Source organism: Diaphorobacter limosus (assembly GCF_033100095.1).
Classification (GTDB): Bacteria; Pseudomonadota; Gammaproteobacteria; order Burkholderiales; family Burkholderiaceae_C; genus Alicycliphilus; species Alicycliphilus limosus.
Window position 1 is genome coordinate 1,074,208 of sequence record NZ_CP136921.1, and the last position, 19,923, is coordinate 1,094,130.

Sequence of the window (19,923 nt, forward strand, 5' to 3'; positions counted from 1 at the left end):
GCTGCTTGCGCTTATAGGATAAGCGCTGGGTGCCGATTTGCCTTAAAGATCTTCCGACCCCAGCAGCATCTCGGTAATGCCCTTGCCCGCGCGCACCATGGGGAACACGTTCTCGGAAGGGTCGGTACGGAAGTCCAGGAACACCGTGCGATCCTTGAGCTTGCGCGCCTCGCGCAGCGCCGGCTCCACGTCCTGCGGGCGCTCGATGAGCAGGCCCACATGGCCATAGGACTCGGCCAGCTTCACGAAGTTGGGCAGCGCGTCCATGTAGCTGTGGCTGTAGCGGCCCGAGTACTCGATCTCCTGCCACTGGCGCACCATGCCCAGGTAGCGGTTGTTCAGCGAGACGATCTTGATCGGCGTGTTGTACTGCAGGCAGGTGGACAGCTCCTGGATGTTCATCTGCACCGAACCCTCGCCGGTGATGCAGAACACCTCGGCCTGCGGCTTGGCCAGCTTGATGCCCATGGCGTAGGGAATGCCCACGCCCATGGTGCCCAGGCCGCCGGAGTTGATCCAGCGGCGCGGCTCATCGAACTTGTAGAACTGCGCGGCCCACATCTGGTGCTGGCCCACGTCCGAGGTGATGTAGGCCTCCACATCCCGCGTCATGTTCCACAGCGTCTCCACCACATACTGCGGCTTGATGACCTCGGTGTTGCCCCGGTCGTACTTCAGGCAGTCGCGGCCGCGCCAGGACTCGATCTGATCCCACCAGGCGGCCAGGGCGCCAGCATCGGCGCGGGTGGTGGTCTCGCGGATCATGGCGATCAGCTCGGCCAGCACCTCCTTGACGTCGCCGACGATGGGGATGTCCACCTTCACGCGCTTGGAGATGCTCGACGGATCAATGTCGATATGGATGATCTTGCGGTCGTTCTGCGCGAAATGCTTGGGGTTGCCGATGACGCGATCGTCAAAACGCGCGCCCACGGCCAGCAGCACGTCGCAGTTCTGCATGGTGTTGTTGGCCTCTATCGTGCCGTGCATGCCCAGCATGCCGACGAAGCGCCTGTCGGTGGCCGGAAAGGCGCCCAGGCCCATCAGCGTGTTCGTGACCGGGTAGCCCAGCATGTCCACCAGGGTGCGCAGTTCTTGCGTGGCATTGCCCAGCAGCACGCCGCCGCCGGTGTAGATGTAGGGACGCTTGGCCGTCAGCAACAGCTGCAGTGCCTTGCGGATCTGGCCCGCATGGCCCTTCTTGACCGGGTTGTAGGAGCGCATTTCCACGCTCTTGGGGTAACCGTTGTAGGGCGCCTTCTTGAAGGAAACATCCTTCGGGATGTCCACCACCACCGGGCCGGGGCGGCCGGTGCGCGCGATGTGGAAGGCCTTTTTCATCGTCAGCGCCAGGTCGCGCACGTCCTTGACCAGGAAGTTGTGCTTGACGATGGGGCGCGTGATGCCCACGGTGTCGCATTCCTGGAAGGCATCCAACCCGATCGCGGGCGTGGGCACCTGACCGGTGATGATGACCATGGGAATCGAGTCCATGTAGGCCGTGGCGATGCCGGTGACGGCATTCGTCACCCCGGGACCGGAGGTGACCAGCGCCACCCCCACGTCGCCGGTGGCACGGGCGTAGCCGTCGGCCGCATGCACGGCCGCCTGCTCATGGCGCACCAGCACATGCTGCATGGTTTCCTGCTTGTACAGGGCATCGTAGATGTGGAGCACGGCGCCACCGGGGTAACCCCAGATGTACTGCACGTTCTCTGCCTGCAGGGCCTTGACGAGGATTTCGGCACCCATGAGCTCCTGGGAGCCCGATGCCTGCGATGCTGCTGCTGCCGAGGTCAGCTCGGCCTTGGAGATTTCCATGATCAACCTTTGCGAATTTCTCTAACGAAAAACCTTGGGTGCCCCTTGTACGCACTCTTATGGAGCCGACTTGGGACTTGAGGCCTCAGCCATGAGCGAGAGGAGTGAACGCCGAACCGAGACCCGTTTGCCTTTTTGATTTGCAGCGCAGATTATTGCACTGCACACAAGGTCTGGCGCGTCATGCCACAAAAAAACATGCACGCAATGCGATAATTGCCCGCTTATCGACGAGCCCAGTGCCCGCCCGACCGTCACAGCAGGCCCTTCGCGGGTCTTTTGCCTTTTGGCCACCGAACAAGAGCTATCCGACTTCCTCAAGAGCGTGGACAAGCGTGCCTTCAAGCGCACGCTGTACCACGTTCGCAACGAGGAAGCGGCCCTGGACATCGTCCAGGACAGCATGCTCAAGCTGGCCGAACATTACGGCGACAAACCGCCGGGCGAACTGCCCATGTTGTTCCAGCGCATTCTGACCAACTGCACGCTGGACTGGTTCCGCCGGCAAAAGACGCGCAATGCCCTGTTCTCCAGCCTGAGCGACTTTGAAGGCCCGGGCGAGGACGGCGCGGATTTCGATTTCCTTGAGGTGCATGCGGGCGTCCCCGAAGGCGAGACCGCGCAAAGCGCCGAGGACAGCCTGCGGCGCGCCCAGGTCCTGCGTGCCATCGAAACCGAGATACAACTGTTGCCCGCACGTCAACGTGAAGCGTTTTTGATGCGTTACTGGGAGGAAATGGATGTCGCAGAAACAGCCGCCGCCATGGGCTGCTCGGAAGGCAGCGTCAAGACACATTGTTTTCGCGCCGTGCAAACCCTCAGCAAGGCACTGAAGGCCAAAGGAATCGTCCTATGAACCGCACCACAGAACCCAGCATGCAAGCCAATCAGGCTGCCGACGCCTACGCGCGGCGCCTGACGGCGCGCCTGACACACGGCAATGCCGACCTGCCCTACGACATCACCGAGCGCCTGCGCGCCGCGCGCATGCAGGCCCTGGCCCAGCGCAAGCGGCCTGCCATTCAAACGGTGCAGCAGACCGAATCCGCGACGCAGATTCTTGTCCATGGCGCCAGCGCCTCGCTCGGTGGCTGGGGGCGCGAGGGTGGCAACTGGTGGCGCGCAGTGATGTCCGCCGTCCCTTTGGCGGCCCTGGTCATTGGCCTGTTTCTCGTGAATATGGAGCAGGATGATGCCGTTGCCAGCGAGATTGCCGAAGTGGACGCCGCGTTGCTGACGGGCGACCTGCCCCCCTCCGCCTACGCCGATCCAGGTTTTGTGCAATTTCTGAAGTCATCGCACCAGACCCCGTAATCCGCCGACCCGCAAACCCAGCGCCTGCATGCACCTAGCTCCTCCCCGTACCCCCGCCCACAGACTGCCAGCATTCGTGCTGGCTTTTGTGTTGCTGGGCGTGCTGGCCGCCGGCGGCTGGTGGATGACGGCCTATACCCGTATTGCGCCCAGTACCCCTATGCCTGCGCAGGCTCTGAGTGGCGGAAAATTTGGCGAGATGCGGTTTGCCCCGCAACCCGAGGTCGGCCCGCCCTGGTCCACCCTGACCACGCCTCAAAAGGAGGCTCTGTATCCGCTGGCCAATCGCTGGTCCCTGCTCAGCGAGTTGCAAAAACGCAACTGGTTGAATCTGGCAGCCGGATTCCATGCGCTCACCCCAGAGGAGCAGGAAAAGATGCTGGAGCGCATCACCGACTGGGCCAGTCTGAGCGCCCAACAACGCAGCCAGGCACGCCTGAACTACGCCGCCGCGGCCAAGCTGCCCACCGACGACAGGCGCGCCCAGTGGGAGGCCTACCAGGCGCTGAGCGCCGAGGAAAAGAAACGGCTGGCCGCCAGGGCCGCACCCAGGCCGCGTGGAGCAGCCACGGCCATCCACCCGGTGTCGCCCAGGAAACTGGCACGCGTGCCGGCTGCCACAGAGGCCCCGCCGGCCGTGCTCAACCCGCCCAAAATCGTGGCGCCCACGGTTCTGCACCCGGCGCCGATCACCCTGCCGCCGCCGCCCATCGCCGTCGAGACGGCCCCTATCAACACCCCCTCGGCCGTGGCCGCGCCGCTGGCGCCGCTGGAGCCCGCCTCGGGCGCATCCGAGGCCAAGGAAGAGCCGGCGCGTTACTATCCGCCGCTGCATCCTCCGGAATAACCACGCTTGCCGCCCCGCTCCCGCATGTCCACGTCCAGCCCGCCAGGCCCGTCAAAAACCACCACTGGCGCGCCCCCTGCCCCAACATCACCGCCAACCGACGGCATGGCCCCGCCGCTGCACCGGCGCATGGCCTGCTGGCTCTATGAGGGCATGCTCATGTTCGGCGTCGTGTTCATCGCCGGCTACCTGTTCGGCACACTGACACAGACACGCAACGCCCTGGACAACCGCCATGGGCTGCAGGCCTTCCTGTTCATTGTCTTCGGCATCTATTTCGTCTGGTTCTGGTCGCGCGGCCATACCCTGGCCATGAAGACCTGGCATATCCGCGTGGTCGATCGCCAGGGCCGGCTCATCAGCCAAAAGCGCGCCCTGCTGCGCTATATGCTGAGCTGGATCTGGTTCGTGCCGCCCCTGGCGGTGATCGCGCCCTACCACCTCTCGGGCGGCGCATCGGCCGTCATCGTGCTCGGCTGGGTGGCCATCTGGGCATTGCTCAGCCGCCTGCACCCGCAACGCCAGTTCTGGCACGATGCGCTGGCGGGCACGCGCCTGGTGCACCACGAACTGCCGCCGGCGCCACGCAAGAAAAAATAACACGCACCCGCACCGCCATGCCCGATACCCCCGCCCCCCACCCACACAAGCAGCGCACCGGCCTGAACCGCCTGTGGCATGCCACGGGCTATTCGCTGGCCGGGTTGCGCGCGGGCTGGCGCGAAAAGGCCTTCCGCCAAGAGGTCTTACTGGCCGCCGTGCTGTTGCCGCTAGCGTGCTGGCTGGGCCGCGGCTGGGTCGAAACCGCGTTGCTGACGGCCAGCGTGGTGCTGGTACTGATCACCGAGCTGCTCAACTCCGGCATTGAGGCGGCCATAGACCGCATAGGCCCCGAGTTGCACGACCTGTCCAAGCGCGCCAAGGACATGGGCAGTGCCGCCGTGCTGCTCAGCCTGCTGCTGTGCGGCGCTGTCTGGGCTGCGGCGCTTTTCCAAAGGTTTTCCTGATGGCTGATATGGCATTTTCCGTATGCGTCTACCTCGGCTCACGCCAGGGCGACAACCCTTTGTTCACCGAAGCCGCACAGGCCGTGGGCCGCTGGATTGGCCGCCATGGCGGGCAGCTGGTCTATGGCGGTGGGCGTAGCGGCCTGATGGGTACGGTGGCCGAGGCCACGCGCCTGGCCGGCGGAAGCGTGGTGGGCATCATCCCGCAGGCGCTGGTGGACAAGGAGTTGGCCAACCAGCTGTGCGACGAACTGCATGTGGTCACGAGCATGCACGAACGCAAGGCCATGATGGCCGAGCGCAGCGACGCCTTCCTGGCCCTGCCCGGTGGCATAGGCACGCTGGAAGAGCTGTTCGAGGTCTGGACCTGGCGCCAGCTGGGCTACCACGACAAGCCCGTGGGCCTGCTGGACACCGACGGCTACTACAGCGGCCTGATGGCCTTCATGCAGCATGCCGTGAAGAACGGCCTGATGAGCGAGTGGCAGATGGGCCTGATTCGCACCGGCACCGAACCCGCCGGGCTGCTCGCTGCCCTGGTGCAGGATGCCGGCCTGAACGCCACCACCATCCCGCTGCGCGACGTGATCTGACGGCGGTGGTTCAGACCGCCGAGTCGTCCAGCTCGCCGGTGCGGATGCGCACCACGCGCTCCACCGCCGTCACAAAGATCTTGCCGTCACCGATCTTGCCGGTGCGCGCCGCGCCCACGATGGCGTCCACGCAGCGATCCACATCCTGGTCGCGCACCACCACTTCGATCTTCACCTTGGGCAGAAAGTCCACCACGTACTCGGCGCCACGGTAGAGCTCGGTATGGCCTTTCTGTCGGCCAAAACCCTTGACCTCGGTCACCGTCAGGCCGGTCACGCCACATTCGGCCAATGCTTCGCGCACCTCCTCCAGCTTGAAGGGCTTGATGACGGCGGTAATCATTTGCATGGTGAAAACTCCTGGATATGAATCGTTGCGGCCCGGACTGCGTCAGGCCCTGAATTTGTTCGTCATCGGATAGCGCCAGTCCTTGCCAAAGCTGCGGCGCGTGACGCGCACGCCCACGGGTGCCTGGCGGCGCTTGTATTCATTGACCTGGATGAGGCGGGTCACGCGCTCCACGTCGGCGTGTGCAAAGCCGGCGCGCACGATGTCTTCGACGGGTTCATCGTTTTCCATGTAGCGCTCGACGATGGCATCCAGCACCTCGTAGGGCGGCAGGTTGTCCTGGTCGGTCTGATCGGGGCGCAGCTCGGCGCTCGGGGGGCGGGTGATGATGCGCTCGGGGATGGGATTGGCGCCCGTGCCATAGGGGTCGTGGGCATTGCGCCAGCGCGCCAGCGCGAACACGCGCGTCTTGAGCACATCCTTGATCACGGCAAAGCCGCCGGCCATGTCGCCATACAGCGTGCAATAGCCCGTGGCCAGCTCGCTCTTGTTGCCCGTGGTCAACACCACGCTGCCGAATTTGTTGGACAGCGCCATCAGCAGCGTGCCGCGGATGCGCGCCTGCAGGTTTTCCTCGGTAGTGTCCTCGGCGCGGCCGGCAAACTGGGGCGCCAGCGCGGCCTTGAAGGCCTCGAACTGAGGCGCGATGGCGATCTCGTCGTAGCGCACCTGCAGGCGCTCGGCCATGTCGCGCGCGTCTATCCAGCTGATGTCGGCGGTGTAGGGCGAGGGCATCATCACCGTACGCACCTTGTCCGCCCCCAGCGCGTCCACGGCAATCGCCAGCACCAGGGCCGAATCCATGCCGCCCGACAGCCCCAGCAGCACGCCGGGAAAGCCGTTCTTGCCAACATAGTCGCGCACGCCCAGCACCAGGGCCGCCCACAGTTCGGCCTCCCAGCCTTCGCGTGGCGCCACATCTGCTTCAATAGTAATAGCTGCTTGCGCTTGCTGTACCTGAGCAAACAGCATTTTTTCTTCAAATCCTGGCGCACGCGCCGCCACGCTGCCATCGGCGTTCAGAGCAAACGAGCGCCCCTCGAACACCACCTCGTCCTGCCCGCCCACCAGGTGGGCGTAGACCAGGGGCAGGCCGGTTTCCTGCACGCGCTCGCGCATCACCTGCTCGCGCTCGCCACCCTTGCCCAGGTGGTAGGGCGAGGCATTGATGGTGAGCAGCATCTGCGCCCCGGCCTCGCGCGCGCGGCGGGCGGGCTCGGGATACCAGGCATCCTCACAGATCAGCAGGCCCAGGCGCAGGCCATCAACCTCGAACACGCAGCTGTCAGTGCCCGGCACGAAGTAGCGACGCTCGTCGAACACCTCGTAGTTGGGCAGGTATTGCTTGGCGTAGGTTTGCTCGATGCGGCCCGCGCGCAACACGCTGGCGGCGTTGTGGCACAGGTTGCGGCCGCCTTCGCCGATCCCATGCGGCAGGCGCTGCGGATGGCCCACCACCACAGCCAGGCCGGGCAAGGCCGCTGTCGCCGCCACCACCTCGGCCAGGGCCTGCTCACAGGCTGCGAGAAACGCCGGCCGCAGATAAAGATCCTCGGCGGCGTAGCCGCACAGGGCCAGCTCGGGCGTCAGCAGCAGCCTGGCTCCGGCCGCGTGGGCATCCTGGGCAGCGCGAATGATCTTGCGGGCGTTGCCCGGCAGGTCGCCCACCACGAAATTGAGCTGGGCGATGCTGATGGCGAAGGACATAGGGAGAAAGGCGAAAAAACGCGCTTGATTATGCCCGCAGCCCCCATGCCACGCGGGCCAGCGGTTTTGGCGCCATGATGGGCCCCCCACCACCTACGCCCTGCCCTTGACCAGCACCACGCCCCCCTACGAACTGCGGCTGCACGATGCGGCCAGCCAGGTCGACGCCACCGCCTGGGACGCCCTGCTGGCGCTCCAGTCCCAGCCCACTCCCTTCATGCGCCACGCCTATCTGGCCGCACTCGAAACCAGCGGCAGCGCCACGGCGCGCACGGGCTGGGTGCCGCGCTATTTCACGCTGTGGCAGGGCGAGCGGCTGTGCGCCGCCTGCGCTCTCTACATCAAGGCCCATTCGTATGGCGAGTATGTCTTCGACTGGGCCTGGGCCGACGCCCATGAGCGCCATGGCCTGCCCTACTACCCGAAGGCCGTGGTGGCCGTGCCCTTCACGCCCGTGCCCGGAAGCCGCTTGCTGGCCCAGGGCGACGCATCGCGGACGGCGCTGCTGCGGGCCTTGCTGGACTGGGCGCGTGAAAGCGGCCTGTCGTCGCTGCACCTGCTGTTCGCGGCCGACGACGAGCTGGCCACCGCACGCGCGGCCGGCCTGCTGCTGCGCCACCAGGTGCAGTTCCACTGGCACAACCGGCATCCCCAAAATGCCGCCAGGTTCGCCGATTTCGATGATTTCCTGGCGTCGCTGACCCAGGACAAGCGCAAGAAAATCCGCCAGGAGCGCCGCCGCGTGCTTGAGGCCGGCGTAGTGTTTCGCGTGCTGCGCGGACGTGAGATCACGGCCGCCGACTGGGATTTTTTCTACCACTGCTACCAGCGCACCTACCTGGAGCATGGCAACCCGCCCTACCTCACGCGCGGGTTTTTTACGTTGATGCAGGAGCAGATGCCCGAGGCCTGGGTGCTGTTCGTGGCCGAGCGCGGCGGCCAACGGATAGCTAGCAGTTTGATAGCTGTCAGCGCTTACCCATCAAGCGTTAGAAGCGAAAATAGCTTGACATCAACAGCCTATGGCCGCTACTGGGGCGCGCTGGAGCGCGTGGACTGCCTGCATTTCGAGGCCTGCTACTACCAGCCCATCGCCTGGTGCATCGCCCAGGGTGTGCACCGCTTCGAGGGCGGGGCCCAGGGCGAGCACAAGATGGCGCGCGCCCTCATGCCGGTGCAGGCCGGCAGTGCGCATTGGCTGGCGCATCCGGCCTTTGCCCAGGCCGTGGGGCATTTTCTGGCGCGCGAAGGCCAAGGCGTGCAGCACTACCTGGAAGATCTGGACAACCGCAGCCCGTTCAGGCGCGCCCATCAGGACGGCCGCATCAAACCATAGCAGCGGCCTGCACCAACCCCATTTCCGAACCGCTGAGCAAAGACTCAATGTCCAGCACGATGAGCATGCGCTCGCCCACGGTGGCGATGCCGCGCACGAAACTGCCGTCCACCTGGCCCTGGAACTGCGGGGCGGGCTTGATGGCCTCGGCCTGCAGGGCGACCACGTCGGCCACGGCGTCCACCACCGCCCCGAGCACGGTGCCGCCCACGTTGAGGATGATGACCACGGTGAAATCGGTGTATTCGGCCTGCGCGCAGTGCAGCTTGAGGCGCAGATCGACGATGGGGACGATGACGCCACGCAGGTCGATCACGCCCTTGATGAAGTCCGGCGCATGGGCCAGGCGCGTGGGTTGCTCGTAGGAGCGGATTTCCTGCACGCGCAGGATGTCGATGCCGTACTCTTCCTGCCCCAGGCGGAAGGTCAGGTACTCCGCAGCGTTGCTCGTGGCGGCATTGCTGGCGGAAGGACGCTGGGCGGTGGCAGACAACATGGCAACTCCTAGGAAAACGGTATTTGGCAAGCACCAGGGCCGGTGGATATCAACGCCGCCTGACCCCGTGTGTCTCAGCAGAATACCAGCTGAACGTTACTTATTTTGACATTTCTACCAAAAACCTACTAAAGATCACCGTCGCGTCCACACTCGACAACAAAAAAGCCTGCCGGCAAACACTGCCGGCAGGCTTTCACGCAATGCGGATAAGCAGTCCCAGGGCTGCCCCGGATTCAACCCTTCTTGTAGCTCTCCACGCCGTCCAAGATTTCCTTGTGCGCGGCATCGATGCCGCCCCAGCCCAGCACCTTGACCCATTTGCCGTCTTCCAGATCCTTGTAGTGCTCGAAGAAATGGCTGATGGCCTTCAGGCGCATGGGGTTCACGTCCTCCACGGTCTTCCAGTTTTCATACATCGGCAGGATCTTGGTGGTGGGCACGGCCAGCACCTTGCCATCCACGCCGGCTTCGTCTTCCATCTTCAGGATGCCCAGTGCACGGCAGGGCACAACCACGCCGGGCAGCAGCGGATAGGGGGTGATGATCAGCACGTCCACCGGGTCACCGTCGCCCGACAGCGTCTGGGGGATGTAGCCATAGTTGCAGGGGTAGTACATCGCCACGGTCAGGAAGCGATCCACGAAGACGGCGCCGGATTCCTTGTCCACCTCGTATTTCACGGGATCGGATTCGGCCGGAATTTCCACAACCACGTTGAAGGAATCGGGGATGTTGGTGCCAGGCTTGACGTTGTTCAGCGACATGTTTGGAGGTTGGAGTGGTTGATACGAGGTGGCTCCCGCGCCAATGGCCGTGCAGGTCGTAGCACCAGCGGCTCGGGATTAACCCTGGATTTTAGATCGACGCGGCTTGCAGCCAGCTTGCAGGCCGGGGTTTCGCAGTAAATTGCCCCCGTTGGCCAATCGTCTCCAGGCTGTTTGCGGCATCGGCATGGCGAGGAAGCAACGCAGCGGAAGCACTTCCCCGGCGTTGCGCTTCCACCCGTGTGACCCCTTGCCCATGGAGATCGCGTATGGCTGGTCAAGCAGCATTGACTTCCCCCCTGATACTGGCTTTGGCGTGCGGCTTGCTCGCCGTGGTGTACGGCCTTTGGGCCCGCAGCTGGATTCTGTCCAAGGACGCGGGCAACGCCCGCATGCAAGAGATCGCCGCCGCCATCCAGGCCGGCGCCGCGGCCTACCTGGCGCGCCAATACAAGACGATTGCCGTCGTGGGCGTGGTACTTGCCGTGCTCATCGGGCTGTTCCTGGACACGCTCACCGCCGCCGGATTTGTCGTCGGCGCCGTGCTCTCGGGCGCCTGCGGCTTCATCGGCATGAACGTCTCGGTGCGTGCCAACGTGCGCACTGCCCAGGCCGCCACACAGGGCATGGGGCCGGCGCTGGATGTAGCGTTTCGTGGCGGCGCCATCACCGGCATGCTGGTGGTGGGCCTGGGCCTGCTAGGGGTGACCGGCTTTGCCTGGTTCCTGCTGGGCCGCTCGGGTGCGGACGCGCAGCTGGCCGCCACGCTGAACCCCCTGATCGGTTTTGCCTTTGGCTCATCCCTGATTTCCATCTTTGCGCGCTTAGGGGGAGGCATCTTCACCAAGGGCGCCGACGTTGGCGCCGACCTGGTGGGCAAGGTCGAGGCCGGCATCCCCGAGGATGACCCGCGCAACCCCGCCGTGATCGCCGACAACGTGGGCGACAACGTGGGCGACTGCGCCGGCATGGCGGCCGATTTGTTCGAGACCTACGCCGTGACGCTGATCGCCACCATGGTGCTGGGCGCGCTGCTCATAGGCGCCGCGCCGACGGCGGCCGTCGCCTATCCGCTGGCGCTGGGAGCCGTGTCCATCGTCGCCTCCATCATCGGCTGCTTCTTCGTCAAGGCCAGCCCCGGCATGAAGAACGTCATGCCTGCGCTCTACAAGGGCCTGGCGATTGCGGGCGTGCTCTCGCTGGTCGCCTTCTGGTTCGTCACCGCCTGGATCATTCCCGACAACGCCCTGGGCGGCAGCGGCGCTGCAATACGGCTGTTTGGCGCCTGCGCCACCGGCCTGGTGCTGACGGCCGCGCTGGTGTGGATCACCGAGTTCTACACCGGTACGCAGTATTCGCCGGTGCAGCATATCGCCCAGGCCTCGACCACCGGCCATGGCACCAACATCATTGCCGGGCTGGGCGTGTCCATGCGCTCCACCGCCTGGCCGGTGCTCTTTGTGTGCGCGGCCATCATCGTGTCGTACATGCTGGCCGGCCTGTATGGCGTGGCCGTGGCGGCCATGTCCATGCTGTCCATGGCGGGCATCGTGGTGGCGCTGGACGCCTACGGCCCGATCACCGACAACGCCGGCGGCATCGCCGAGATGAGCGAGCTACCCAGCAGCGTGCGCGACATCACCGACCCGCTGGACGCGGTGGGCAACACCACCAAGGCCGTTACCAAGGGCTACGCCATTGGCTCGGCCGGTCTGGCCGCCCTGGTGCTGTTCGCCGACTACACGCACAAGCTCGACAGCTACGGCCAGGCTGTGAAGTTCGATCTGTCCGACCCCATGGTCATCGTCGGCCTGTTCATCGGCGGTTTGATTCCCTATTTGTTCGGCGCCATGGCCATGGAGGCCGTGGGCCGCGCCGCCGGCAGCGTGGTGGTGGAGGTGCGGCGCCAGTTCTCCGAGATCAAGGGCATCATGGAAGGCACGGCCAAGCCGGAATACGGCCGCGCCGTGGACATGCTGACCAGCGCCGCCATCAAGGAGATGATCATCCCCAGCCTGCTGCCCGTGGCCGTGCCCATCGTCGTGGGCCTGGCCCTGGGGCCGAAGGCGCTGGGCGGCCTGCTGATGGGTACCATCGTCACCGGCCTGTTCGTGGCGATTTCCATGTGCACCGGCGGCGGCGCCTGGGACAACGCCAAGAAATACATCGAGGATGGCCACCACGGCGGCAAGGGCAGCGAGGCGCACAAGGCCGCCGTCACCGGCGACACCGTGGGCGACCCCTACAAGGACACGGCCGGCCCGGCGGTCAACCCGCTGATCAAGATCATCAACATCGTCGCCCTGCTGATCGTGCCGCTGGTGGTGGCCATGCATGGCGGCGCCAAGGTGGCGGCCACCGCACCGGCCGCGCCCACCGCCGCCGTGGCCACGGCCGGCGATGCGGCCTCGGTCGTCATTGAGAACGAGAAGGTGATCTTCTATTTCGCAAGCGGCAAGGCCGAGCCGCATGCCGATGGCGCGGGGGCTCTGGCACGCATCGTGGACGGGGTCAAGGCCGGCAAGAAGGCGGTCATCAGTGGCTATGTGGACAGCACCGGCAGCGCTGCAGCCAATGCCGAAATAGCCAAACAACGCGCCTTGGCGGTACGCGACTTGCTGATGGGCCTGGGCGTCGCCGAGGATCAGGTTGAGCTGCAAAAACCCGCCGACATCCAGGCTGGCAGCGGAGCACAGGCGCGTCGCGTGGAAGTGGTATTGATGTAGGCGCCACCAGGTCGACAACCACAGAAAAACCCGCTTCAAGCGGGTTTTTCATTGGCTGGCCAGGCCGATGGCCGAGTTGGGATCGACCTCAACAACAACCCGCGCGACCGCCGCCGTAGCGGGCCTGCATGCGGTTCTTGAAGAACTCCTCGTAATTGAGCGGCGCCTCCTGCGGATGTTCGCGACGCATGTGCGCCAGATACTGGCCGTAGTCGGGCACACCCACCATCATGCGCGCGGCCCGTGCCAGGTAGCTGCCGCTTTCTTGCGCGGCATGCGCCAGGCTGCTGAGGGTAACCAAACCTGGCATGGCGTCAGGCTCCAGTGGCCGGCAAGGGCTGGTAAGGTGTCTCGCGCACGCTCGGTTTGTTGTGCGAACGCGCATGCAGCACGGCCTTGATGCCGAAGATCACTCCCGATACAACCACCAGCATGAAGACGGCGCATAGGGCTGCATCCAGGTAGTTGTTGAAAACGATCTGCTGCATCTGCTCGATCGTGGGCCCCTTCTCCGGCAGCGTTCCCTCGGCCTGGTGCCTGGCGACCTCGGCGCTGAACTTGCGCGCCGTGGCAACAAAACCCACGCGCGGGTCGGCTGAAAACAGCTTCATCCAGCCGGCAGTCAGCGTACAAGCCAGCAACCAGACAGTGGGCACGACAGTGACCCAGGCGTAGCGATCCTTCTTCATCCGGAACAGCACCACGGTGCCCAGCGTCAGCGCCAGCGCCGCCAGCATCTGATTGGCAATGCCAAACAACGGCCACAGCGTGTTGATGCCGCCCAGCGGATCAACCACCCCCTGGTAGAGAAAGAAGCCCCAGGCTGCGACGCACAGGCAGGTCGAGATCACGTTGGCGGGCAGTGAATCGGTGCGCCCCATCGACGGAACAAAGGTGCCCAGCAAATCCTGCAGCATGAAGCGGCCGGCACGCGTACCGGCATCCACCGCGGTCAGTATGAACAAGGCCTCGAACAGGATCGCGAAGTGGTACCAGAAGGCCATCATGCCCTCGCCGCCAAACAACTGGTGCAGGATATGCGCCATGCCCACGGCCAAGGTAGGCGCGCCGCCAGCGCGCGAAATGATGGTCGTCTCGCCCACATCCTTGGCCGTGGCCAGCAGCACTTCCGGTGTCACGGCAAAGCCCCAGGACGACACCACCTGTGCCACCTGCTCGGGTGTTGTCCCTATCAAGGCCGCCGGGCTGTTCATGGCGAAGTACACCCCCGGCTCGATGACACAGGCGGCAATCATGGCCATCGAGGCAACGGCCGACTCCATCAGCATGCCGCCATAGCCGATCAGGCGCGCCTGGGTTTCGTTCTCCAGCAGCTTCGGGGTAGTGCCCGACGAGATCAGGGCATGGAAGCCCGACACCGCGCCACAGGCAATGGTGATGAACAGGAAGGGGAACAGGCTGCCGGACCAGACCGGGCCAGTGCCATCGATATAGCGTGTCAAGGCCGGCATCTGCATTTGCGGTGCGACGATGACGATGCTGCCCGCCAGCAGCACGATGAAGCCGATCTTCAAAAAGGTCGAAAGATAGTCGCGCGGCGCCAGCAGCAGCCACACGGGCAGCATGGCGGCCACGGCGCCGTAAATGATCAGGATCCAGGTCAGGCCGACACCACTGTAGTCAAACCATGGGGCCAGGGTGGGGCTGGCCGCCACATCCTGGCCGTAGACGATGGCCAGCATCAGCAGCACAAAGCCGATCACCGAGACCTCGCCAATACGCCCGGGGCGGATGAAGCGCAGGTAGATGCCCATGAACAGGGCAATCGGCACAGTCGCCGCCACCGTGAACACACCCCAGGGCGAGTGGATCAAGGCTTTGACGACAATCATCGCCAGCACCGCCAGGATGATCACCATGATCATGAAGGCACCAAACAGCGCAATCACGCCGGCCACCGGCCCCATCTCGGTCTTGATCAGATCACCCAGCGACTTGCCATCGCGCCTGGTCGAGATGAACAGCACGACGAAGTCCTGCACGGCACCGGCAAAGACCACGCCCGCCAGAATCCACAGCATGCCAGGCAGGTAGCCCATCTGGGCCGCCAGCACCGGGCCCACCAAGGGTCCGGCCCCGGCAATGGCGGCGAAGTGGTGGCCGAACAGGACGTATTTGTCTGTCGGCACATAGTCCAGGCCATCGTTGTGGCGCCAGGCCGGCGTCATGCGGCTGGCGTCCAGCTCAAGCACCTTCTCGGCAATGAACTTGCTGTAGAAGCGATAGCCAATCAGGTAAACGCAGATGGCCGCCACGATCAGCCACACGGCGTTGATCGGCTCGCCACGCTGCAGTGCTATCACACCAAGCGCCCAGGCGCCAATGATGGCCACTGCGCCCCAGATCAAAAAGCTGCGCAGCGGACTGCCGTGCGTCGAAGGGTTGGGGGTCATTGGTGGTCTCCTCTTGAATGCCTTCGAACATGGCCTTGCACATGATCCACCGGCCTGGCCGGCAAACGCACCCGCATGCCACAGCTTTGAAACGGCGCTGATCAGGCTGGCAACCAGGGCCACCCCGCATCCGGCGTCCGTGGCGCATCTTCACGCCAGCCTCACACGGCTGCAACCGATTGCCCCTGCGACTGGCATCAGTATGCAGGCGCAATCGCCAAGTGCGCACTAGCCAACCATAATCCCCCGATTTGGGCGTTTGAGCCCGACGATGCCCGCCCTCACGGACGGCGCCAGCGGCGAGCCCCCATCTGCCGCACAATGGGCCGCATGCAGTACCACTACATCGCCAATGCCGCCGTAGCCTCCAGCGCCGGGCGCACCATTGCCGTCATCGACCCGTCCGACGGCCAGCCATATGACGAGATCCAGCGCGGCACCGTGGAAGACATCGATACCGCCGTGCGCGCCGCACAGCAGTGCTATGACGGCGTGTGGCGCAGCCTGGCCCCGGCCGAACGCGGGCGACTGTTGCAGCGCCTGTCCGCCAAGATCACCGAGAACGCCGACGAGCTCGCCGCCATCGAGCAGCGCGACTGCGGCAAACCGACCAGGCAGGCGCGCGCCGATGCCGCGGCCCTGGCGCGCTACTTCGAGTTCTATGCCGGCGCCTGCGACAAGCTGCATGGCGAGACCATCCCCTACCAGGAGGGCTTCAGCGTGCTCACCTGGCGCGAGCCGCATGGCGTGACCGGCCACATCGTGCCTTGGAACTATCCCATGCAGATCTTTGGCCGCTGCGTCGCCGCTGCCCTGGCAGCGGGCAATGTCTGCGTGGTCAAGCCCTCCGAGGATGCCTGCCTGTCGATCTTGCGCGTGGCCCAGCTGGCGGCCGAGGCGGGCTTGCCGGCTGGCGCCATCAACATCGTGACCGGCTATGGCCACGAGGTGGGCGACGCACTGGCGCGCCACCCGGGGGTGCGCCACATCAGCTTTACCGGCAGTCCCAGGATTGGCACGCTGATTCAGCAGGCGGCTGCCGAGCGCCATTGCCCGGTGACGCTGGAGCTGGGTGGCAAGAGCCCGCAGATCGTCTTTGCCGACGCCGACCTGGATGCCGCCGTTCCGGTGATCGTCAACGCCATCGTGCAGAACAGCGGTCAGACCTGCTCGGCCGGCTCGCGGCTGCTCATCGATTCGCTGATCTACGAGCCGCTGCTGGAGCGTCTGGCCCAGGCCTTCGAGTCCCTGCGCGTGGGCCCCGCGGCCATGGATCTCGATCTGGGTCCGCTGATACGCCAAAGCCAGCAGCAGCGTGTGTGGGACTTCCTGTCCGACGCGCAGGTGGCCGGCATACCCCTCGTCGCCCAGGGCACGGTGGTGGACGAGGCGCCCGACACCGGCTTCTACCAGGCCCCCACCCTGCTGCGCGACGTGCCCGCGGATCACCGCCTGGCGCAGCAGGAGGTCTTCGGCCCGGTGCTGGCCGCCATGCCCTTCCACGACGAGGACCATGCCGTGGAGCTGGCCAACGCCACGCCCTTTGGCCTGGTGGCCGGGGTGTGGACGCGTGATGGCGCACGCCAGTTGCGCATGGCGCGGCGCGTGGCCAGCGGCCAGGTGTTCATCAACAACTACGGCGCCGGCGGCGGCGTGGAGTTGCCCTTTGGCGGCGTCAAGTCCAGCGGCCACGGGCGCGAGAAAGGCTTCGAGGCGCTGTACGGCTTCACCACCCTGAAGACCGTGGCCATACGCCATGGCTGATGGCCGACTGCAGTTTCAAACCGTTCTTCATGCCCCTGTCACCCCCCTCCCCCCGCACCGCCAGACATATCCGCCGCGTCAACTACCAGGGCTTCGAACGTGACGATGGCCTGTGGGACATAGAGGGCGAACTGCACGACAGCAAGACCTACGACCTGCCCTCGCTGCGCCACCCCGGACAGCTGCGCCCCGCGGGTGATCCGATTCACCACATGTGGCTGCGCGTCACGGTGGACGGCGACCTGGTCGTGCGCGCCATCGAGTCCGCCATGGATGCCCACCCGCTGGCCGGCTGCCCCGAAGCCCAGCGCGCCCTGCAATCCATGGTGGGCGCCAGCATGGTGCGCGGCTGGCGCCAGTCCATACAGACCCACCTGGGCGGCGTGGCCGGCTGCACGCATCTGCGCGAGCTGCTGTTCAACCTGGCCACGGCCACGTTCCAGACCATCAACGCCGCATTCAAGAGCCGTGGCGACGAACCGCCACGCCACCTGGGCCAGTGCACCGGCTGGGACTACCACGGCGAGGGCGTGCGGCAGCATTACCCACGCTTCTACCAACAGCCCAAAAAACTACAAAATAAATAGCGCTTTGCGCTTGATACACAAGCGTTTCAGCCATTTTTTTACATAATTTCAGGCATGGAAGCCGGCTAGCCCAGCACATCCTGCAAAGCCACTTCGTAGAGCGCGGTGAGGCTGTCCATGACCTCCAGCAGACGTTCACTAGTGGTGGCCACGTCCTCCAGCCCGCGCGCATTCGGCTGGCGCTTGATCGCCATGTCGAAAAACACCCATTGGCCCTGGCCCAGCTCCAGCGTCGTGCGAATGGCCGGCGTGGACAAGGGCGCGCCGGCAAGCTGCGCCATGGCACGCTGGAATTCCTCAGCATCACCCGCAATCTGATCGCGCAAAGGGCGGCTGTCGAGCCCCGCGGCCACCAGACCATAGTTCTTGGCCAGGCGCTGCGACAGCATGCGCTGGCGCCCGGCCATGTTCACCAGCCTGGCCGTCGGCGCCTGCGCCAGGTGCTCCAGCGCCTGCGTGGCACTGTTGGCGTGGGTCAGCATCTGGTCGGCCTGGGCCGAGACGGCCTGCAGGCCACTCTTGCCGGCAGGCTGGGCCGTCAGCCCATCCAGGCGCTCGGCACTGCGGCGCACATCGGCCAGCAGACGCGCCACCTCGGGCGGCCAGGCCTGGCGGTCCAGCTCATCCAGGTCGGCGCGCACCTGGCGCCGCGTCTGCTCCAGCGCTTCACGGGCGCGCTCGGGCCTCACGTTCAGATGCAACTGACCGTACAGCTTGGCCGTGCGCTGCGACATCGCGCGAAAGCGCGCCGTGCGGTTGATTGCCGTGGCCAAAGCCATGCGCGCCAGGGCGGTCGATGGCAACGCCGGCATCAGCATCGCGGCAGCCAACGCGCGCAACGCGACACGGCGGCCACGATGAACCTGGGTAATGCCGAGAGAAACACAGGGTAAACAAATGTTAAGCATGGCGCCATTGTCCAAATGCCGCGCCGCCCCGCAATTGACCCACATCAACCGTGAACCAGGTCAGCGATCCATTGACCGGTATCAATCGGCGCAGCACCAGCCAAGCCCCTACTCGCCCCATGGGGCACAATTTGCCCATGGCTGAACGTGTCATTCCCCTCGTGGATCAGCGCAGCGCGGCGCTGCGGCCCGCGGTGCCCAGCGCAGCACAGGCGGCACCCGCCACCGGTCAGCTGCACGACCGCCTGAGCCGGCCGCTGCGCGACCTGCGCATCAGCGTCACGGATCGCTGCAACTTCCGCTGCGGCTACTGCATGCCCAAGGAAGTGTTCGACAAGCATTACCGTTACCTGCCGCATGGCGACCTGCTCAGCTTTGAAGAGATTACGCGGCTGGCGCGGCTGTTCATGCAGCATGGCATACACAAGATCCGCCTCACGGGCGGCGAGCCCTTGCTGCGCAAGGATCTGGAGGTGCTCGTCGCCCAGCTGGCCGGGCTGCGCACCACCGAGGGCCGGGTGCCCGACCTCACGCTGACCACCAACGGCTCGCTGCTGGCGCGCAAGGCGCGCGCGCTCAAGGCTGCCGGGCTGCAGCGCGTCACCATCAGCCTGGACAGCCTGCAAGACGAGGTGTTCCGGCGCATGAACGACGTGGACTTTCCCGTGGCCGAGGTTCTGGCCGGCATCGAGGCGGCGCAGGCCGCCGGCCTCGCCCACATCAAGGTCAACATGGTGGTCAAGCGCGGCACCAACGACCAGGAGATCCCGGCCATGGCGCGGCATTTCCGCGGCAGCGGCATCACGCTGCGCTTCATCGAATACATGGACGTGGGTGCCACCAATGGCTGGCGCATGGATCAGGTCGTACCCTCATCCGAGGTCATTGCGCGCCTGCAGTCCGAACTGCCGCTGGTGCCGCTGGCCGCCACGGCTCAGGGCGAAACCGCCAAACGCTGGGGCTGGGCTGGCGCCGACGGCCGCCACGACGCGGCTTTGGGCGAGGTGGGCGTGATCAGCAGCGTCACCCAGGCGTTCTGCGGCGACTGCAACCGCGCCCGCCTGTCCATGGAGGGGCGGATGTACCTGTGCCTGTTTGCCACCCAGGGCTGGGATCTGCGCAGCCTGCTGCGCAGCGATGCCAGCGACGCGCAGATCAGCACCGCCATCGCCCATATCTGGCAGGGCCGCGGCGACCGCTATTCAGAGCTGCGCGCCAGCCTGCCAGCGGACAGCGGCGCAGGCCAGCGCCGCATCGAGATGAGCTACATCGGCGGCTGAGCGCGGC

Annotated in this window: 19 protein-coding genes; 11 read left to right on the forward strand and 8 right to left on the reverse strand. The window is 65.4% G+C overall.

Annotation, left to right across the window (positions count from 1 at the left end; translation table 11 throughout):
- Nucleotides 1-42: 42 nt before the first annotated feature.
- Nucleotides 43-1,821, reverse strand: coding sequence for an acetolactate synthase 3 catalytic subunit (locus tag P4826_RS05255; protein WP_317702854.1), 1,779 nt, complete (start codon nt 1,819-1,821; stop codon nt 43-45).
- Nucleotides 1,822-2,107: 286 nt separating this feature from the next.
- Between P4826_RS05255 and P4826_RS05260 the strand changes: the two genes are divergently transcribed.
- Genes P4826_RS05260 through P4826_RS05285 form a run of 6 tightly spaced genes read left to right on the forward strand, consistent with a single transcriptional unit; the run spans nt 2,108 to nt 5,582 of the window.
- Nucleotides 2,108-2,677, forward strand: a complete 570-nt coding sequence (locus tag P4826_RS05260) for an RNA polymerase sigma factor (protein ID WP_317702855.1) — start codon at nt 2,108-2,110, stop codon at nt 2,675-2,677.
- A complete protein-coding gene (locus P4826_RS05265; RefSeq protein ID WP_317702856.1) occupies nt 2,674-3,135 on the forward strand; it encodes a DUF3619 family protein in 462 nt (153 codons plus the stop codon). The genes P4826_RS05260 and P4826_RS05265 overlap by 4 nt, the downstream gene beginning before the upstream one ends.
- 28 nt (nt 3,136-3,163) lie before the next feature.
- Nucleotides 3,164-3,982, forward strand: coding sequence for a DUF3106 domain-containing protein (locus tag P4826_RS05270; protein ID WP_317702857.1), 819 nt, complete (start codon nt 3,164-3,166; stop codon nt 3,980-3,982).
- A gap of 24 nt (nt 3,983-4,006) precedes the next feature.
- A complete protein-coding gene (locus P4826_RS05275) occupies nt 4,007-4,582 on the forward strand; it encodes an RDD family protein (protein ID WP_425605222.1) in 576 nt (191 codons plus the stop codon).
- 17 nt (nt 4,583-4,599) lie between these two features.
- Nucleotides 4,600-4,989 (forward strand): diacylglycerol kinase, encoded by a 390-nt coding sequence (locus tag P4826_RS05280; protein WP_317702859.1) that lies wholly within the window; start codon nt 4,600-4,602, stop codon nt 4,987-4,989.
- Nucleotides 4,989-5,582, forward strand: coding sequence for an LOG family protein (locus P4826_RS05285; protein ID WP_317702860.1), 594 nt, complete (start codon nt 4,989-4,991; stop codon nt 5,580-5,582). The genes P4826_RS05280 and P4826_RS05285 overlap by 1 nt, the downstream gene beginning before the upstream one ends.
- A gap of 10 nt (nt 5,583-5,592) precedes the next feature.
- Here the strand turns inward: P4826_RS05285 and P4826_RS05290 are convergent, their stop codons facing one another.
- Nucleotides 5,593-5,931, reverse strand: coding sequence for a P-II family nitrogen regulator (locus P4826_RS05290; protein WP_317702861.1), 339 nt, complete (start codon nt 5,929-5,931; stop codon nt 5,593-5,595).
- 42 nt (nt 5,932-5,973) lie between these two features.
- Nucleotides 5,974-7,638 (reverse strand): NAD+ synthase, encoded by a 1,665-nt coding sequence (locus P4826_RS05295; RefSeq protein ID WP_317702862.1) that lies wholly within the window; start codon nt 7,636-7,638, stop codon nt 5,974-5,976.
- A gap of 106 nt (nt 7,639-7,744) precedes the next feature.
- Between P4826_RS05295 and P4826_RS05300 the strand changes: the two genes are divergently transcribed.
- On the forward strand, nt 7,745-8,974 hold the full coding sequence (locus P4826_RS05300) for a GNAT family N-acetyltransferase (RefSeq protein ID WP_425605223.1): 1,230 nt from the start codon (nt 7,745-7,747) through the stop codon (nt 8,972-8,974).
- Here the strand turns inward: P4826_RS05300 and P4826_RS05305 are convergent.
- The gene (locus P4826_RS05305) at nt 8,964-9,470 is read right to left on the reverse strand and encodes a chemotaxis protein CheW (RefSeq protein WP_317702863.1); all 507 of its coding nucleotides are present in this window, start codon (nt 9,468-9,470) and stop codon (nt 8,964-8,966) included. The genes P4826_RS05300 and P4826_RS05305 overlap by 11 nt on opposite strands.
- 236 nt (nt 9,471-9,706) lie before the next feature.
- Nucleotides 9,707-10,237, reverse strand: a complete 531-nt coding sequence (ppa, locus tag P4826_RS05310; RefSeq protein WP_317702864.1) for an inorganic diphosphatase — start codon at nt 10,235-10,237, stop codon at nt 9,707-9,709.
- 269 nt (nt 10,238-10,506) lie between these two features.
- On the opposite strand from ppa, the gene P4826_RS05315 reads away from it, so the two are divergent.
- Nucleotides 10,507-12,963, forward strand: a complete 2,457-nt coding sequence (locus tag P4826_RS05315) for a sodium-translocating pyrophosphatase (RefSeq protein ID WP_317702865.1) — start codon at nt 10,507-10,509, stop codon at nt 12,961-12,963.
- Between the two features lie 88 nt (nt 12,964-13,051).
- Here P4826_RS05315 and P4826_RS05320 read toward each other — a convergent pair whose 3' ends face one another.
- The gene (locus P4826_RS05320) at nt 13,052-13,273 is read right to left on the reverse strand and encodes a YbdD/YjiX family protein (RefSeq protein ID WP_317702866.1); all 222 of its coding nucleotides are present in this window, start codon (nt 13,271-13,273) and stop codon (nt 13,052-13,054) included.
- Between the two features lie 4 nt (nt 13,274-13,277).
- Nucleotides 13,278-15,377: a carbon starvation CstA family protein gene (locus tag P4826_RS05325; RefSeq protein ID WP_317702867.1), complete on the reverse strand. Its 2,100-nt coding sequence runs from the start codon at nt 15,375-15,377 to the stop codon at nt 13,278-13,280.
- 330 nt (nt 15,378-15,707) lie between these two features.
- Here P4826_RS05325 and P4826_RS05330 point away from each other — a divergent pair, with 330 nt between their 5' ends.
- Together P4826_RS05330 and P4826_RS05335 are read left to right on the forward strand one after the other, a co-directional pair.
- On the forward strand, nt 15,708-17,141 hold the full coding sequence (locus P4826_RS05330; RefSeq protein ID WP_317702868.1) for an aldehyde dehydrogenase family protein: 1,434 nt from the start codon (nt 15,708-15,710) through the stop codon (nt 17,139-17,141).
- 29 nt (nt 17,142-17,170) lie between these two features.
- On the forward strand, nt 17,171-17,728 hold the full coding sequence (locus P4826_RS05335) for a DUF2889 domain-containing protein (protein WP_317702869.1): 558 nt from the start codon (nt 17,171-17,173) through the stop codon (nt 17,726-17,728).
- A gap of 65 nt (nt 17,729-17,793) precedes the next feature.
- On the opposite strand, the gene P4826_RS05340 is transcribed toward P4826_RS05335, so the two are convergent.
- On the reverse strand, nt 17,794-18,546 hold the full coding sequence (locus P4826_RS05340; protein WP_317702870.1) for a type IV pili methyl-accepting chemotaxis transducer N-terminal domain-containing protein: 753 nt from the start codon (nt 18,544-18,546) through the stop codon (nt 17,794-17,796).
- 227 nt (nt 18,547-18,773) lie between these two features.
- Between P4826_RS05340 and moaA the strand changes: the two genes are divergently transcribed.
- Nucleotides 18,774-19,916, forward strand: coding sequence for a GTP 3',8-cyclase MoaA (gene moaA, locus P4826_RS05345; protein WP_317702871.1), 1,143 nt, complete (start codon nt 18,774-18,776; stop codon nt 19,914-19,916).
- The last annotated feature ends 7 nt before the right edge of the window (nt 19,917-19,923 follow it).

Bases quoted from the DNA above. Each gene is read 5' to 3' on its own strand.
- ppa (WP_317702864.1), bottom strand. From the start codon at position 10,237: ATGTCGCTGAACAACGTCAAGCCTGGCACCAACATCCCCGATTCCTTC.
- P4826_RS05265 (WP_317702856.1), top strand. From the start codon at position 2,674: ATGAACCGCACCACAGAACCCAGCATGCAAGCCAATCAGGCTGCCGAC.
- P4826_RS05290 (WP_317702861.1), bottom strand. From the start codon at position 5,931: ATGCAAATGATTACCGCCGTCATCAAGCCCTTCAAGCTGGAGGAGGTG.
- moaA (WP_317702871.1), top strand. From the start codon at position 18,774: ATGGCTGAACGTGTCATTCCCCTCGTGGATCAGCGCAGCGCGGCGCTG.
- P4826_RS05335 (WP_317702869.1), top strand. From the start codon at position 17,171: ATGCCCCTGTCACCCCCCTCCCCCCGCACCGCCAGACATATCCGCCGC.
- P4826_RS05255 (WP_317702854.1), bottom strand. From the start codon at position 1,821: ATGGAAATCTCCAAGGCCGAGCTGACCTCGGCAGCAGCAGCATCGCAG.
- P4826_RS05315 (WP_317702865.1), top strand. From the start codon at position 10,507: ATGGCTGGTCAAGCAGCATTGACTTCCCCCCTGATACTGGCTTTGGCG.
- P4826_RS05340 (WP_317702870.1), bottom strand. From the start codon at position 18,546: ATGCTGATGCCGGCGTTGCCATCGACCGCCCTGGCGCGCATGGCTTTG.
- P4826_RS05320 (WP_317702866.1), bottom strand. From the start codon at position 13,273: ATGCCAGGTTTGGTTACCCTCAGCAGCCTGGCGCATGCCGCGCAAGAA.
- P4826_RS05305 (WP_317702863.1), bottom strand. From the start codon at position 9,470: ATGTTGTCTGCCACCGCCCAGCGTCCTTCCGCCAGCAATGCCGCCACG.
- P4826_RS05280 (WP_317702859.1), top strand. From the start codon at position 4,600: ATGCCCGATACCCCCGCCCCCCACCCACACAAGCAGCGCACCGGCCTG.
- P4826_RS05270 (WP_317702857.1), top strand. From the start codon at position 3,164: ATGCACCTAGCTCCTCCCCGTACCCCCGCCCACAGACTGCCAGCATTC.
- P4826_RS05295 (WP_317702862.1), bottom strand. From the start codon at position 7,638: ATGTCCTTCGCCATCAGCATCGCCCAGCTCAATTTCGTGGTGGGCGAC.
- P4826_RS05285 (WP_317702860.1), top strand. From the start codon at position 4,989: ATGGCTGATATGGCATTTTCCGTATGCGTCTACCTCGGCTCACGCCAG.
- P4826_RS05275 (WP_425605222.1), top strand. From the start codon at position 4,007: ATGTCCACGTCCAGCCCGCCAGGCCCGTCAAAAACCACCACTGGCGCG.
- P4826_RS05325 (WP_317702867.1), bottom strand. From the start codon at position 15,377: ATGACCCCCAACCCTTCGACGCACGGCAGTCCGCTGCGCAGCTTTTTG.
- P4826_RS05330 (WP_317702868.1), top strand. From the start codon at position 15,708: ATGCAGTACCACTACATCGCCAATGCCGCCGTAGCCTCCAGCGCCGGG.